The sequence below is a fragment of the Pararhodobacter oceanensis genome (assembly GCF_003076755.1).
In the GTDB taxonomy this organism is placed as follows: Bacteria; Pseudomonadota; Alphaproteobacteria; order Rhodobacterales; family Rhodobacteraceae; genus Pararhodobacter; species Pararhodobacter oceanensis.
Genome location: NZ_QDKM01000003.1, coordinates 286,805 through 302,350 on the forward strand (window position 1 = coordinate 286,805; position 15,546 = coordinate 302,350).

Below are 15,546 nucleotides of genomic sequence, written 5' to 3' on the forward strand. Positions count from 1 at the left end.
GCTGCATTTGGCCGTGGGGCAAGGGGCGGTGGAGCAAGGGGCGCGGTCAGGCATCGGGCGATTGCAGCGCGAAGGGCGCGGGTTTGCCGCCCAGATCATCCACCCGCAGCGGCCCGCTGGGACGGCCCAGCCGGTTGCGCACCACCCACAGAAGCCGGTGCTCGGCGCGGGTGATCGCCACATAGGCCAGCCGTTTCCACAGCGGAATCCCCGCCTCGGTGCGTCCGGCACGGGCGGCGGCATAAAGATCGGGCGCGAAGACCTGCACATCGGGCCATTGCGAGCCCTGCGCCTTGTGGATGGTCACCGCCGCCCCGTGCAAAAACGCCGCCCCCATACCCGCGGCATAGGGGATAAAGGGCTCTTCGGCGCCCTCACGCTCGATCTTGATGATCGAGGAGGCCGAGACCTGCGGCTCTTCGGCGCCGAACACATGCAGCCGCGAAAAGCCCGGGCGTCTGCCCGGCCCGAGGTAGACCACCTGCGCGCCTTTGATCAGCCCGCGCGCCTCAAGGTCGATGCGCTTTTTGCGGTGTTTGAGCGGCAGTTCCAGCCCGTCGCAAATCAGCGGCTCACCGGGCAGAAGTTCGGTCTCGGGCGCATCGTATGCCGCGCGGAAGGCGTGGATCAGCCGGATGCGGGTGGCATTGCGCCAGACCAGCACCGGCGAGCGGCCCATCAGATCGCTTTCCACGCGCTGCGCCCAGACCACCCGCTCGTCGCGCTGCGCGACCTCTTCGATCTGGCGCTCGAACGCTTCAAACGTCAGATCGGGATCGGCCAGAGCATGCGCGAGATCGAGGATCGGATTGTCCTGCGCCTGCCGGTGGACGCGGCTGAGCACCAGTTTGCTGGCCTCGGGCAGAGTGTCGAACACCATCTCGCCCGATTGCCCGACCGGTGCCAGCTGCGCAGGATCGCCAAACAGGACCAGCGTCTGGAAGATTTCCTGCAGATCCTCCACCTGTCGCGCGTCGAGCATCGAGCTTTCATCAATGAACCCCACGTCCAGCGGCTCTTCGCGGCGCTTCCAGCCCTTGATGAAATCCGAGCCGCGCAACCCCGCCGCCGCCAGCGCGCCGGGGATCGAGGGCTGCGTGTCGTAAAACGCCTTGGCGCGGTCAAGCGCGGTCTCGCCGAGGTCGGGCATCTCGGGGCGCGGCCCGTTGCCGGCCAGCCATTCGGCGATTTTCTCGTATTCGGGATCATAAAGCGGCGTGTAGAGAATGCGGTGAATGGTCGTCGCCGGCACGCCGCGGTTGCGCAGCACCGAGGCGGCCTTGTTGGTCGGCGCCAGAATCGCCAGCGTGCGCCGCTCCTTGCGCCGCCGCCCCTCGTAATCGCCAGACACCGTCTCGACACCGGCGTTGATCAGCGCTTTGGTCAGTTCCGCCAGCAGCATGGTCTTGCCCGAGCCCGCCTTGCCCAGAACCGCGCGCAATGTGCCCTCGGCCTCGGCATCCGGCGGCGTGGTGCCCTCGCCCAGAATATCAATCCCGGCCTGTTCCAACAGCGTCGACAGCGCGTCCCAGGCGGCGGCCTGATCGTCGGAAAATGAAATGGAAACCGGCATCTGCGTCATGGCGCGACCATAGGCCAAGCCCTTGGCAGAGGGAAGCTGCAGGGCGCCACTTGCCGCGTCATCTGTCCAAAAATATCCACGGGGGATCCAAGGGGGTGCGTGCACCCCCATGGGCGGGTGCAGGGTGGCAACCCGCGCGGGCCAAGGGGGCTCGATGCCCCCGAGGCCCGCCCCCCTTCACCCCGCCAGCAATTGCCGCCCGTCATGGCCGATGATCCGGGCCGAGATGATCTCGCCCACCGGCTGGTCGCTGCCAAACGCGACTTCGGTGAATTGCGCGGTGCGCCCCATGCGCGGGTTTTCCATCAGGATTTGATGCGCGCGCCCCACCTGCTGCGCCAGATGCGCTTGCGCCAGCCCCTCGCCCAAGGTCCGCAGCCGCGCCGCGCGGGCTTTGATCTGCGTGCCGCCCACCTGCGGCATGCGCGCGGCGGGGGTGCCTTTGCGTGCCGAATAGGGGAAGACATGCAGCCATGTCAGCCCGCAATCGCGCGCCAGAGCCAGCGAGTTTTCGAACATCTCTTCGGTCTCGGTCGGGAAGCCCGCGATCAGATCGGCGCCGAACACCAGATCGGGGCGTGCGCGGCGCATATCGGTGCAAAATTCAATCGCATCCTCGCGTGAGTGGCGGCGCTTCATCCGTTTGAGGATCATATTATCGCCCGCCTGCAGGCTCAGATGCAGATGCGGCATCAGGCGCGGCTCGGAGGCGATCGCCTCGATCAGCGCCGGATCGGCCTCAATCGAGTCAATCGAGGAAATCCGCAGCCGCGGCAGATCCGGCACCAGCCGCAGAATGCGGCGCACCAGATCGCCGAGTTTCGGCGTCGCCGGCAGATCCGCGCCCCATGAGGTCAGATCGACGCCCGTGAGCACCACCTCGTTATAGCCCGCGCCGACCAGCCGCTTGATTTGCTCGACCACCACGCCGGCGGGCACCGAGCGTGAATTGCCGCGCCCGTAGGGGATAATGCAGAAAGTGCAGCGGTGGTCGCAGCCGTTTTGCACCTGCACATAGGCGCGCGCGCGGCTGCCGAAACCGTCGATCAGATGACCGGCGGTCTCGCGCACGCTGAGAATGTCATCGACCTGCACGCGCTCGGTCTCTCCGATCAGGTCCGGTGTCATCTGCTGCCATGTCTCGGGCTGCATCTTCTCGTGGTTGCCGATCACGCGGGTGACCTCGGGCATTTCGGCAAAGGTCTCGGGCTCGGTCTGCGCGGCGCAGCCGGTGACGATGATTGCCGCCTCGGGGTTGTCGCGGCGGATTTTGCGGATTTCCTGGCGCGCCTTGCGCACCGCCTCGGCGGTCACCGCGCAGGTGTTGACGATATGGGCGTTGGCGACGCCCGCCTGCGCCGCGAGTTCCTTCATCGCCTCGGTTTCATAGGCGTTGAGGCGGCAGCCCAGCGTGGTGAAACTGGGCGCGGCGCTGGCTGGCAGGTTGAGTTTGGGCGGGTTCATAACGCCTCCAGAAATTCGGGCGCGATTTGGGCGGTGAACACATCCGCCACCGGACCGGTCAGCCAGACCCCGTCGTCGCGCCAGTCGGCGATCAAGGTGCCGCCATCGAGATCAAGCCGCACGCGCCATCCGGTGATCCCGCGCTGCGCCGCCGCCACCGCCGCCGCGCATGCGCCCGAGCCGCAGGCCAGCGTCACGCCGGTGCCACGCTCCCAGACCCGCATGCGCAGGTGATCGGGGCCCAGCAGGCTGACGAATTCGACATTCGTGCGCTCGGGGAACAGCGGGTCATGCTCAACCTCTGCGCCGCGCACCTCCAGCGCCACCGCCTCGGCGTCAGGCACGAAAAACACGCAATGGGGGTTGCCCATGCCGACACCGACGGGATCGCCTGCAAGCGGCAGATGCAGCGGATCAACGGCCTGGCTGAGCGGGATATCCTGCCAGTCGGTCAAGGGCGCGCCCATATTGACCCAGACCTGCCCGCCCTCAAGCCGCGCCTCCAGCAGACCGCGCGCGGTGCGAATGCGCAGCGCCTCCTGCCCGCTTTGACGCATCACCAGCGCGGCGACGCAGCGCGTGGCATTGCCGCAGGCGCCCGCCATGGTGCCGTCGCTGTTCCAGAAATCCAGCGCCAGATCGGCGTCATCAGCATCACGCAGCTCGGCCAATTGGTCGAAACCGACGCCGCGATGCCGGTCGCCAAGCGCACGCGCCAGCACAGGCGTGGTCACCGCCCCGCGCCCGCGCGAGTCGATCACCACGAAATCATTGCCCGCCCCATGCATCTTGCGAAAGGTCAGACCACTGGTCCCAATGCTCTCCATCCCCGCGATATAAGGGATAAACCATGCCGCTGCCAGTGGGCAGTGTGCAGGAAAACGCGGGCTGTGGCGCGGCGCTGTAGACAGGGGGCGCGCTTGGCCGCAACATGGCTGCGGGCGCTTTGTGCAGCGGTTTGAGGGGGGCGGATGAACGCGCAGGCGGTGAAGACAAAGCTGTTCATATCCTATTCTCGGCAGGATGACGCCCGCATCGAGCCGCTTTATGCCGCGCTTGTGGCGCGTGATGATCTGACGGTGTTTCGCGACATTCACGACATTCTGCCAAGTGAGGCCTGGCAGCCGCGGCTGGAGAAACTGATCCGCGAGAGCGATGTGATGCTATTCGCGATCTCGCCCGCCTCGGTGAGTTCGGAAATCTGCGCGTGGGAGCTGGATCTGGCCGCCGCGCTGAACAAGCGGATCATTCCGGTGGTGCTGGAACCGGTGGCGGATCTGCGCCGCGAGGTGCCCGAACCTGCCGCCAAGCTGAACTATATTTTCCTGACCGATGCGGATGATTTCGCGGCTGGGCTGGGCAAGATCACCTATGCGATCAACCTCGATATCGGATGGATTCGCGAGCATACGCGGCTGGCGGAACTGGCCGCGCGTTGGCAGGCAGGGCAGACGGTCGGAGCGCAGCCCCTGCGCGGCGGCGAGTTGGAGGAGGCCGAGGCGTGGCTTTTGTCCAAGCCCCAAGATGCGCCCGAGCCGACCGCCCTGCAGCGGCGGTTCTTGCTGGAAAGCCGCCGTGCGCAATCTCGGCGTCAGCGGCGCGGTTTGACCGTCGCGCTGGCGGCTTTGGCGGGGGTGGCGCTGCTGGCGGGGTTCGCCTTTGTGCAGCGCAATGCGGCGCTGGAGAATGAGGCGCGCGCGCAGCGGCAGACCGAGATTGCCTTGGCCGAGACCGCCCGCGCCGAGGCAGCCTTGACCCAGGCCGGTGCCGAGCGGGACCGCGCCGAGCGCAATTTCGACACCGCGCGGGCGGCGATCAATGCTTTGGTGTTTGATATCGCGCAGGGGCTGCAGGATGCGCAAGGGCTGCGGCTGGAAAGCCTGAACGCGATCCTGTCACGCGCCGAAGCCGCGGTGATGGAGCTGCGGGCCTCTGATCCCGAGAACGCCGATCTGCGCCAGATCGAAGCCGCGATGCGGGTGGAGTTTGCCGAGGTTTACGCCGGTTCGGGCGCGCGACAGCAGGCTCTGGCCTCGGCGCTGCGGGCGCAGGAGCTGCTGGCGGGGCTGTTGGACAGCGCGCCCGGAAACCGCCAGTGGCAGCGTGATCTCTCGGTGGCGCTTGAGCGAATCGGCGATCTGCGCCTGCAGGCCGGTGAGGTCGAGGCGGCGCTGGCGGTGTTCACCGAGGGGCTGGGGATCCGCCGAGGCTTGGCAAGCGCTGCGCCGCGTGATGCCGGTGGCCAGCGCGACATCTCGATCAGCCTCGAGCGGATCGGTGCGCTGCATCTGCGCGCCGGTGACAGTGCGGCGGCGCTGGCCGCCTATCGCGAGGGGCTGGATATTCGCCACCGGCTTGCCGCGCGGGCACCGACGGATGCGCAGGCGCAGCGGGATATCGCGGTCAGCCTGAACAATATCGGCGATCTGCACCAGCGCGCGGGCGATACCGTGGCGGCGCTTTCCGCCTACCGCGAGGGGCTGCAGATCACCCGCGCGCTGCTGGCTGGCAATCCGGGCAATACCCTCTGGCAGCGCAGCCTTGCGGTCAGTCTGAACCGCGTCGGCGATATGCAATTGCGTGGCGGTGACCGGGCAGCGGCGCTGGCTTCTTACCGTGAGGGGTTGGAGATCACCCGCGCTTTGGCGGCCAGCGATCCGGGCAATACGCTGTGGCTGCGCGATGTGGCGATCTCACTGGGCAAGATCGGGGATTTGCAGCGGGCGGCGGGCGATCTGACCGCCGCGCGCGCGGCTTTTGCCGAGGCGCTGGAGATCGCGCGGCAACTGGCGGCGCGGGATGCGGGCAACACCGAATGGCAGCGCGATATCGCGATCAGCCTCGAACGGGTCGGTGATCTGCAGCTGCAGGCAGGCGATACGGGTGCCGCGCGCGAGGCCTATGCCGAGGGGATGGAGATCCGCCGTCAGCTATTGGCGACCGATCCGCGCAACACCCAATGGCAGCGCGATGTGTCGCTGGGGCTGGACCGGATCGGCGATCTGCAGCGGCGCGCGGGCGAGATGACTGCGGCGCTGGCCACCTACCGCGAGGCGCTGGCGATCGAGCGGCAACTGGTGGCGGTGGATCAGCAGAACACCGGATGGCAGCGCGGGCTGGCGATCACTCTGAACAAGATCGGCGATCTGCAGTTCGGCGCCGGTGACGCCGAAGCGGCGCTGGCCGCTTACGGTGAGGCGCTGGAGATTGCCCGGCAGTTGACCGCAATCGCGCCGCGGGATGCGCAGTGGCAGCATGATGTGGCTTATGGGTTGAACCGGATCGGCGAGGTGCATCTACAGGCGGGTGCGGTGCCGGAGGCGCTGGCGGCGTTTGACGCGGCGCTGGCGGTGATCCGCAACCTCTTGGCCGCCGAGCCTGACAACTTGCAATGGCAGCGCGATCTGGCGGTGACGCTGCTCAAGACCGGCTATCTGCACGCGCGCGCCGAGGATTTCGACGCAGCGCTTGGTGCGTTTCAGGCATCAGAGCAAGCCGCGCGGCGCCTGCTGGCGGTCGATGCCGCGCAGGCGCTCTGGCAGGAGGATCTGGCGCGCAGCCTTGACGGGATCGGCGCGCTGCATCTGCATAGAGAGGACCGCGCGGCGGCGCAGAGGGCTTATGGCGAGGCGCTGGCGGTCCGGCGCAACCTCGCGGCGACGGACCCCGAGGATGCCGCGCCCAAGGCGGCGCTGGCGGTTGGTCTTTACAATCTGTCGCAGGCCAGCGCCCCCGCCCGCGCGGCAGAATTGCTGCGCGAATCGCTGGACATCGTGGACGGGCTGGCGCGGCAAGGGGCGCTGACGGGTGAGCAACAGGGCTGGCCCGAGTTTCTGCGCGCGGCGCTGGTGCAGGTGCAGGCCGACAGCGAGTAGGTATACCGCCCCGATTCGTGTGAAATCCGGTGATTCCCTTGATGCAGCCTGCTCTGCGGGCGTGCCGCCCTGCCCGTATGGCAAAAATTTCCAAGTTTTTATCCACGCAGATTCAGACACTTGCGCGATTTCTTCGGCGCGGTGCAATTAAGTGTATTTACAACACTATCAGAAAGTGTCAAAACTACATTATCGAAAGACAAACCAAACCCTCAACCCCACGGAGACTGACATGATTAAGACCTCGCTCACCGCCACCGCCTTCACCCTGATCGCCGGCCTGTCCAACGCCTCGCCCGCCCCCGTCGATCTGCCCCGCAACACGGTCACCGCGACGCAAATCCATGAGACCGCACAGATCGAACAACTGGCCACTTACTGCGAATGGGCGACGGTCTATGACTACTACGGCAACTGGATCACCGTCTGGCAGTGCTACTAAACCCGCCGGAACCCTCGCAACCACGACCTTAATTTAACTTTACTTTCAAATTTTTCGGAGGAAACCATGTTTAAACTTACCCTCAGTGCCGCCGCCCTTGCCCTCGCCACTTTCAGCGCTCAGGCCACGCCTGTCACCGAGATCACCCTTGCTGAGAGCCCCTCGCTTCTGACCGCTCAACGCGCCGCCGCGGAGCCGCAAACCGAAGCCCTCGATCAAGTCGCCTATTACTGCGAATGGGCCACGGTCTATGATTACTACGGCAATTGGGTCACCGTCTGGCAGTGCTATTGATCCAAAGACCGGCGGTGCCCCCTGCGATTGGCACCGCCCGCAAAATCCCCACGGCAACAAGCTACCCTAGCCCGATAAAACGGATAGGGTAGCGCTGCGTTTTGGCATAGAGACAGGCCCTATGAGCTATACATATGATTTTCCGCGCCCCAGCGTGACCACCGATATTCTGGTTTTCTCGATCCGCGACGGTAAGCTGCAAGTGCTTTTGATTGAACGTAAATTCGATCCGCATAAGGGCGCTTGGGCGATCCCCGGCGGGTTTGTGCAGATGGATGAGGATCTGGAAACCGGCGCGCTGCGCGAGTTGCAGGAGGAGACCGGTCTCAGCGGTATTCCGATCCGGCAATTGGGCGCCTATGGCGCGCCCGAGCGCGATCCGCGCGGGCGGGTGATCACCATTGCCTTTATCGCGCTGGTGCCCTCGGATGACCTGATCGCGCAGGGCGGCAGTGATGCGCAGGACGCGCGCTGGTTCCCGCTGGATGCGCTGCCGCCCTTGGCCTTTGATCACGCGCAGATCCTTGCCGACGGCCGCGCGCGACTGGCCAGCGATGTGACTCCGTCGATCCAGGAGCGGGCGCTGGTGGCGTTTGATTTCCTGCCCGAGAGCTTCACCCTGTCGCAAGCGCAACTGGTGTTCGAGACCCTGCGCGGCGAGGAGATGGACAAGCGCAACTTCCGCAAATGGCTGAGCAATTCATGGGAGATCGAGGATACCGGCGAGAAATCCACCGGCGGGCGCCACCGTCCGGCGGCGCTGTTTCGATTGAAGCGCTGAGGTTTTTTACCGCTCCGGCTGGTTGTGATCACAGCCCATGCGGAAACCGGCGCTGCAATGGGCGATCAGGCGGGCGGTGTCCTCAGGCGTCCAGTCGCGCGGATCGGTGACCGCGACCCAAGGGCCGATGTAATCCGGTGCATAATAGGCATGGCCGTGGCCCGCGGGCGCGGTATTGGCCAGCGCCAGATCCACCGCAAGCTGGAATTGCGTCACCACCGGCATGAACAAAAGATGCGGCGAGACATCCGGCCCCGGCGGCTCGTTCATCCAGTCGGGGGCGCGAAACACCGAGGCGGGCTCGTAGAAGACAATCGGATCGCTGGCGTATTGCAGGAACATGATGCGCATCGGCCCCCAGCCCCTTGGCCCGCCGCCGTCATCGGTATGGGTGGCGAAACGCACCAACTGCCCGTCGCGCAAGGTCGGCGCGCTGGCCGGTGAACCGGCATCGCGCGAGGCAATGATGCTCTGCCAAAGGCCCGAGGGGAACGGTGGCCCGGCCCAGAAAGCGCCGCTGATCGGATCATCGAGAAACGCATAAAGCCCGGTGCCATGCATCGAACTCCAGGCGCCGAGGCTGAGCCCGTGGATATAGAGCCGCGGGCGGGTGTCGGAGGGCAGGCTGCGCCAATGGTCATGCACCGCGTCAATCAGCGCCTTGGCCTGTTCAAGCCCGGATTCGGTTTCGAGGATCAGCGCCAGCGGCGATTGGAAATAGGAGTATTGCACCGCCACCGTGGCGATATCGCCGCTGTGCATATATTCCACCGGATCGACCGCGCCGGGGTCAAGCCAGCCGGTGCCGGTGGGCATGGCGACGATCAGCACCTCGCGGTCAAACCCGCCCTGCCGGATCAGCTCGGCCAGTGCCAGATCGGCGCGCTCTTGTGCGGTTTCGGCCTGCGCGCGCCCGACATAGACGCGGATCGGTTGCAGCGCGGGGCGGTCGGTGAAACCGGTGATATCCGCCGCCGAGGGGCCTTGGGTGACGTAATTGCGGCCCGGTTCGCCCAAAGCCTCCCAACTGACCAAAGAGCCGCGGCCACCGGTGATCATCTCGCTGCGCGGGGCGGGTGGCGCATCGTCGAACAGCTTTTGCGCGATGGTCATTGATGTATCGAGACTGGCGATCACACGGTCCAAGAGCCCATCGCGCGAGATCACCAAGAGCAGAAAACCGGTCAGCGCGAAGCCCGCGACATTGGCGGTGCGCGCGGGCATATAGCGGTAGAGCCAGAAGCGCACCCGATCAAACAGCCAGAGCAAGAGCCGCCCGAGGAGCAGCAAGAGGGCAAACACCGCCAGCGCCACGGCGACGGTTTGCAGGGTCTCGACGTTTTCTTCCAGCTCCATTCCCATGCGGCTGCGGATGCTGTTTTGCCAATCGCGTGCCTGCCACAGGCACAGCGCCACCACCGCCGCCACCGGCAGGCCGGTGACAATGCGCAGGGTGACGGCGACGCGGCCTGAGGGTTCGGGCAGTGCCATCAACCGCCAAAGGGTCACCGCGCTGCGCCCGATCAGATAGCCGAGCCCCATCACCAACCCGCCCAAGACGCCTTGGATCAACCAACTGCGCGGGATCAATGTCGGGGTCAGCGAGGAGGCGAAAAACAGCAGCCCGAGGTAAAGCGGCAGGTAGTACAGGCCGGTTTTGTCAAAGTAGCGCATGGAAATTCCTTGGACCAAGGGCTTGGGGCGGCGGGTTCATGCGGCCACCAATATATGTCCAGTTAACACCTGCGCCGCGATGTGACGCAACGGGCAGCCCGATGATTGCGCAGAAAAAAAAGCGCCCGATGCCATGGGCACCGGGCGAGGTTTCGGATGAATAAAAACATGAACTGACGAGGGACAGGCGTCGTCTTCATTCCATCCGAGATCGTTTCAATTCGGGCTGCGGGGGGCCTCAGGCGCCGATACGCTCAGTCAGGCCGGACATCTTGCTGGCCTGAAACAGGATGCTATCGCGCACCATCTGCGCATCCATCGATTGCGGGCCGCGCACGACGCAGGGGTAGCGAAAGGTGCGACCGTTATGCTCGATGTCGACACGCGCCTCGAAAGCGCCTTGGGCAGCGTCATATTTGAGGGCTTTGATCTTCATGGAGGGTCTCTCTTTGCGTTGCGTTTCAACAGATTAACCATCTACGGCGAGAATGGTTCCGTAAAAAACGCAGATGTCTGGCGGCTGCGGGTGCCGCGCTCAGACGGTGTCGTTTGCGCCGCGGGTGCCGAGGAAATTGCCGACCACCGAGAGCGCCGGCACATTGTCGCAAATCACTTTGAACAGCACCAGAAAGGGCACCGCCATCAGCGCGCCGGGGATGCTCCAGAGCCAGCTCCAGATGATCACCGTCATGAACACCGCGACCGGATTCATCTCGAGCCGGCGGCCCAGAACCGTGGGGGTGACGAATTGCCCCTCGATCAGCGTCAGCGAGAAATAGATCGCCGCCGGCAACAACCCCGCGCCCAGCGTATCAAAGCTGAGAACGCCAAAAGCGGCGACCAGAACCGCGCCGCAGACCGCGCCGATATAGGGCACGAAATTCAGCGAGAACGCGACCACGCCCCAGAGGATCGGGTTGGGCAGGCCGGTCAGATACATCGCCACGCCGATGCAAACCCCGAGCCCCGCGTTGATCATCAGGATGGTGAGGAAATACCGCGAAATCTGCCGCTCGACATCGCGGGCAGTGCGCACCGCGCGGCGCTTTTCGGCGTAATTGGGGAAGGCCTGCACCAGTTTGACGTAAAACAGATCGCCCGAGGACAGGATGAACAGCGCCAGCACCAGACCGACGCCGACCAACACCGCGAAATTGGCGATGGAACCCGCGGCAAAGGCCAGCAATCCGGGTTGCTGCAGGGCGACTTGCGGGGTGCTGTCAGAGCCGGTGGCCAGATCCTCGACCCGCTCGCTGGCGGTCGAGATTTCCTCGATCGAGACCAGAACCCCGCGCAGTTTGCGGCGCAATTCATTGCCCATCTCGGGCACATCGGCCAGCAGTTCCGCCACCGGCCCGCTGATCATATAGGACCCCAAGGCCAGCACCAGACCCGCGCCCAGAACCAGCGTCACCGCCGAGAGCGCCTCGGGGATGCCCAGCCGCGCGAGGCTGCGCACCACCGGGCTGAGGGTGAGGGCGATCAGAAAGCCGATCATGATTGGCAGGAACAGATCGCGGGCGACATAGAGGACGGCGATGGTCATCAGGGCAGAGACAAAGAACAGCAGGTTTTTGATCACGCGCAACTCGTCCATGCCTCACCGCCCCCAACTGTTTTGCCACATGATTGGCAATTCTGCGTTTACCGCCATCTTCTAGGGAACCCGATTGCCGTGGAAACGTTCCCCTAGAATGCTAGATAGCATGGGCGGGGGTGCTCGGGTCGCGGGGAATCCCTGTGGCACTGTGCGGCGCCGCATGATTACATCCCCTCACGGGGTGCCGGAATCCGAGGGGAAGACCACTATGAAGCGCATCGTGACCGGAGCAAAAGCGGGGCTCGACCGGCTGAGCTTTCGGCTGGCAATTGTGTTCGCTATCGCGCTTTTGCCGCTGATGATTGTCTCGATCGTGCGCTCGCAAAGCGTGCTGAATGAGGCCGCAGCAAGATCGCGGGCGGCGCTGGTTGGCGAGACTTTGCGCGCGGTGCAACATGAGATTATCGTGATTGAAGGCGCCAAAGCGGTGGCGCAAACCCTGAGCCGGTCAATTCCGGTGGTGCTGGGGGATCTGGAGCTGTGCAACCAGCTTTTACGCGACAAGATCCAAGACACGGTGTTTTCCTTTGCCGGATATTACGACACCGAAGGCAATGTGCCCTGTTCCAGCACCGGCGAGGCTTTTAGCTTCGGGTTGACCGATGAATTGATCGCGCTCAATTCCAATCCGCGCCCCGATCTGGTGGTTAACCAAACCGCCCCCGCCTCGGGTGCTTCGGTGATCCATGCCTCCTATCCGGTGTTTGACGATTTCGGCGAGTTGCAGGGCTATGCTGCGGTCTCGGTGCCGCATCACCGGCTTGAGCAAAGCGACCAGAGCACCGGCGACGCGTCGATGCTGACCCTCTCGCCGACCGGCACTGTATTGACCGCCCCCGGCGATCTGGAAGAGGCGCGGCGGCTCTTGCCCTCGAACCTTACCCCCGACAGTTTCTCGGATCAGACGCTCAGCTTTGCCGATGTCGACCGCGACGGGATCGAGCGGCTCTATGCGCTGGTGCCGGTGGTTGAGGGCGAGCTGTATGCGCTCTCCACATGGACGCTCGACAGCGAGTTGCGCGGCGGGTTCTACCTGCAGGCGCCGGCGCTGTTTCCGGTGCTGATGTGGCTGGCCAGCCTTGCCGTCGCATGGTTCGCCGCGACACTGTTTGTCACCCGCCATGTGGTGCGGTTGCGCACCGCGATGAACCTGTTTGCCGCCTCGCGCCGGACCACGATGGGCAGCGAATTCAAGAGCGCGCCGCGCGAATTGCGCGATGTGGCCGACACGTTTATCGGGATGACCGACACGATCCTGCGCGACGAAGCCAAGATCGAGGATTCCCTGCGCCAGAAGGATATTTTGCTGCGCGAAGTGCATCATCGGGTGAAGAATAACCTGCAGCTGATCGCCTCGATCATGAGCATGCAGATGCGGCAGTCGCGCTCGAAAGAGGTGCGGCAGTTGATGCAGGGGCTGCATGACCGGGTGACCAGCCTCGCGACGATCCACCGCAATCTTTATCAGACCAGCGGGCAGGCCGATATCAGCATGAACGAGCACCTTGAAACCATCGTGCATCAGGTGGTGAAAATGGCCGCGCTGCGCAATACTTCGATCGAAGTGGATACGGAATTTGCCGAGGTGCGGCTCAATCCCGATCAAGCGGTGCCGCTGTCGCTGTTTGTCACCGAGGCGATGACCAATGCGCTGAAATACATCGGCAACGCCAAGGGCCACGCCCCAAGTCTGCGCGTGGCGATGGAACTGGGCGATGATGCGCAGGCCGAGGTGGTGATTGAGAATTCACTGCCGCCACGCGATGCAGAGCCGGATGACGAGAAATCCTCGGGGCTGGGAACCGAATTAATGGAAGCCTTTGCCGCGCAGCTTTCGGGGGATTTCTCGGCCACGCAAGAGGGCGGGGTTTACCGGGTGTCGCTGTCCTTTCCGGTCGATGATCTGGATCCGAAAGGGTGACGGGTTAACCATTTTACAACGCGCATGATAAAAAGGCCTCGCAGGGATGCGAGGCCTTTTTGCAGTGCCGTATGTCGGCTATTTCGTGGTCGGTTATACCGGCGGGTTACCACGCATGGCGCGGGCGATCATGGCCACGACAAACAGAATAATAAAGATGAAGAACAGGATTTTAGCAATCCCTGCAGAGGCGCCTGCAATACCGCCAAAACCCAAAGCGGCGGCGATCAATGCGACGACGAGAAATGTCAGAGCCCAGCCTAGCATAATATGTTCCCTTATTTCGGTTACAATTCCAGTAGATGTGCAAAAATAACCCTTTGGCGCGGAATTGGTTCCGTGGCGCGGGCGGCTTTTTACTCACATCATATCGGCGGGCGCTCCGGGAACCGGCATGCCGAGTTCTTCGGCAGGCTCGACATCATAGGGCACGACAAAGCCCTTGCGCGCCTCGGGCGGGCGGGCGGCATTGGCGCGGGCAAGCTGCGCCCAGCGGTCAAAAGCGCCCTCGGGATCATAGCTGGCGTCATCACCCAGCCAGAGGTCAAAGACCGTCTTGGTCAGCGCCGCGACATCTGCGGGATCCTCCATCGTGACCCCCGCCTCGGCGTCCCATTTCATGCTGCGCCCGTTGAGATTGGCCGAGGAGACAATCGCCGCGCGGGTGTCGAAGATCGCCACTTTGGAATGGACGTAGACGATCGGCGCATTGGCCAGCGTGGCGCGGTTGTTGTCGATATCGCGCTGGTCGGGGCGGCGCGGCTGCACCGGGCTGACGATGCAAACACGGTCGCCGAAATGGTGCTTGAGGCGGCGGATGGCGCGGGCCTGCAGATATTCGCCAAAACGCCCGTCCAGCCCCGGTCGTTCATGAAAGGCCACATCATCCGGCGCGGCGGGCAGCAGCAAAACCAGCTTGAGCCGCGGATTGGCGCGGGCGGCGCGCAGCAGCGCGGCAACAATGCGGCGGTCGCGGAAATACTGCGTCTCAAGATAGATGAAATGCTGCGCCTCGGCGATCCACGCCAGATGATCGCGCAGCAGCGACTGGCTGACCGGCTGCGGCGCAAGACGCAGGTAATTGCGCGCACGGCGCCGCGAGATTGTGGTGCGAAACATGGATTTTGGCGCCGGCATCTGGCCTTTGCGGTCGATCACATCGGGCAGGCGCCGCAGATACTCCGCCGCATCCTTGGCCAAACCGGGATCATGCGAGATCAGTTGTAAATCATGCCATGTCTGCTGCGCGGCTTGCTCGTGCTCGGGGTCATCAATGCGCCGGTTGTTCAGATCGAGCCCGCCGATATAGGTCACCGCCTCGTCGATCACCGCCAGTTTGTGATGCAGGGTCACCGGATTGAGCTGCGGGATCGCGGCGCGGCGCAGACAGACCCGCCCATCCTTACAATCGAGCATCCGGTAGAGGCCGGGCATCTGGTGAAAACGGATCTGCGGATCGACGGTGTCATTGGCTTCATCGGCGATCTGGCGCAGGTTCTTGCGGGTTTTCAGCGCAAATAACAGCCGTGGCGCGATGCCGCCGCTGGCCGGATGCAGCACGCAGCGCGCGGTCAGCTTGGCCGCGCCCTCATCGGCGACCTCATTCAACGCGGTGGCGATGGCGATGAATTGCCAGGATTGCCGGTGCATGCGATTGGCGACGACGGGGTCGAAATCCGACACTGTCAGGTCAACCGGAACGCCGCGGTTGATCGTATGGAGCAGCAGATCGGACCATGTATCGCCGATCTTTCTGGCATCCTCGGACAGCAATCTGGTGCGCGGATCAAACAGCCGGAAGCCGAGGCGGATATGCGACTGTGCACTCAGAAACAGAGCTTCAAGCCGTGGATAGGCCTGTCGCGCCGTGACCAAAATCTCCAAGTGATCACCGCTCATCTGCGCTATTTCTC

13 protein-coding genes are annotated in these 15,546 nt (G+C 64.1%); 5 read left to right on the plus strand and 8 right to left on the minus strand.

Annotated elements, in window-relative coordinates; genetic code table 11:
* Positions 1-46: 46 nt before the first annotated feature.
* From DDE20_RS08915 to dapF, 3 genes are all read right to left on the minus strand, one after another.
* Positions 47-1,582, minus strand: a complete 1,536-nt coding sequence (locus DDE20_RS08915; RefSeq protein WP_116558130.1) for an ATP-dependent DNA helicase — start codon at positions 1,580-1,582, stop codon at positions 47-49.
* A gap of 177 nt (positions 1,583-1,759) precedes the next feature.
* Positions 1,760-3,046 carry a tRNA (N(6)-L-threonylcarbamoyladenosine(37)-C(2))-methylthiotransferase MtaB gene (gene mtaB / locus DDE20_RS08920; protein WP_116558131.1) on the minus strand — a complete coding sequence of 429 codons (1,287 nt, stop codon included), beginning with the start codon at positions 3,044-3,046 and terminating at the stop codon, positions 1,760-1,762.
* On the minus strand, positions 3,043-3,873 hold the full coding sequence (gene dapF, locus DDE20_RS08925) for a diaminopimelate epimerase (protein ID WP_116558132.1): 831 nt from the start codon (positions 3,871-3,873) through the stop codon (positions 3,043-3,045). The genes mtaB and dapF overlap by 4 nt, the downstream gene beginning before the upstream one ends.
* A 144-nt stretch (positions 3,874-4,017) precedes the next feature.
* Between dapF and DDE20_RS08930 the strand changes: the two genes are divergently transcribed.
* The 4 genes from DDE20_RS08930 (at position 4,018) to DDE20_RS08945 (ending at position 8,438) form a co-directional block, all read left to right on the plus strand.
* The gene (locus DDE20_RS08930; protein ID WP_116558133.1) at positions 4,018-6,921 is read left to right on the plus strand and encodes a toll/interleukin-1 receptor domain-containing protein; all 2,904 of its coding nucleotides are present in this window, start codon (positions 4,018-4,020) and stop codon (positions 6,919-6,921) included.
* 232 nt (positions 6,922-7,153) lie between these two features.
* Positions 7,154-7,363: a hypothetical protein gene (locus DDE20_RS08935; RefSeq protein ID WP_116558134.1), complete on the plus strand. Its 210-nt coding sequence runs from the start codon at positions 7,154-7,156 to the stop codon at positions 7,361-7,363.
* Positions 7,364-7,429: 66 nt separating this feature from the next.
* A complete protein-coding gene (locus DDE20_RS08940) occupies positions 7,430-7,657 on the plus strand; it encodes a hypothetical protein (RefSeq protein WP_116558135.1) in 228 nt (75 codons plus the stop codon).
* A 121-nt stretch (positions 7,658-7,778) separates the two neighbouring features.
* Positions 7,779-8,438 carry an NUDIX hydrolase gene (locus DDE20_RS08945; RefSeq protein WP_116558136.1) on the plus strand — a complete coding sequence of 220 codons (660 nt, stop codon included), beginning with the start codon at positions 7,779-7,781 and terminating at the stop codon, positions 8,436-8,438.
* Positions 8,439-8,444: 6 nt separating this feature from the next.
* Here the strand turns inward: DDE20_RS08945 and DDE20_RS08950 are convergent, their stop codons facing one another.
* The 3 genes from DDE20_RS08950 to DDE20_RS08960 all read right to left on the minus strand — a co-directional run bounded on the left by DDE20_RS08950 (position 8,445) and on the right by DDE20_RS08960 (position 11,709).
* A complete protein-coding gene (locus DDE20_RS08950) occupies positions 8,445-10,112 on the minus strand; it encodes an alpha/beta hydrolase (RefSeq protein WP_116558137.1) in 1,668 nt (555 codons plus the stop codon).
* A gap of 238 nt (positions 10,113-10,350) precedes the next feature.
* Positions 10,351-10,548: an orotidine 5'-phosphate decarboxylase gene (locus DDE20_RS08955; RefSeq protein ID WP_116558138.1), complete on the minus strand. Its 198-nt coding sequence runs from the start codon at positions 10,546-10,548 to the stop codon at positions 10,351-10,353.
* Positions 10,549-10,647: 99 nt separating this feature from the next.
* Complete coding sequence (locus tag DDE20_RS08960) at positions 10,648-11,709, minus strand: AI-2E family transporter (protein WP_116558139.1); 1,062 nt, start codon at positions 11,707-11,709, stop codon at positions 10,648-10,650.
* A gap of 211 nt (positions 11,710-11,920) precedes the next feature.
* Here DDE20_RS08960 and DDE20_RS08965 point away from each other — a divergent pair, with 211 nt between their 5' ends.
* Complete coding sequence (locus DDE20_RS08965) at positions 11,921-13,633, plus strand: histidine kinase dimerization/phosphoacceptor domain -containing protein (protein ID WP_165814466.1); 1,713 nt, start codon at positions 11,921-11,923, stop codon at positions 13,631-13,633.
* Positions 13,634-13,726: 93 nt separating this feature from the next.
* On the opposite strand, the gene DDE20_RS08970 is transcribed toward DDE20_RS08965, so the two are convergent.
* Both DDE20_RS08970 and DDE20_RS08975 read right to left on the minus strand, forming a co-directional pair.
* Entirely contained in the window at positions 13,727-13,900 is a 174-nt protein-coding gene (locus tag DDE20_RS08970; protein WP_116558141.1) for a DUF1328 domain-containing protein, read from the minus strand.
* A gap of 93 nt (positions 13,901-13,993) precedes the next feature.
* Entirely contained in the window at positions 13,994-15,532 is a 1,539-nt protein-coding gene (locus DDE20_RS08975; RefSeq protein WP_116558142.1) for a phospholipase D family protein, read from the minus strand.
* Positions 15,533-15,546 lie beyond the last annotated feature (14 nt).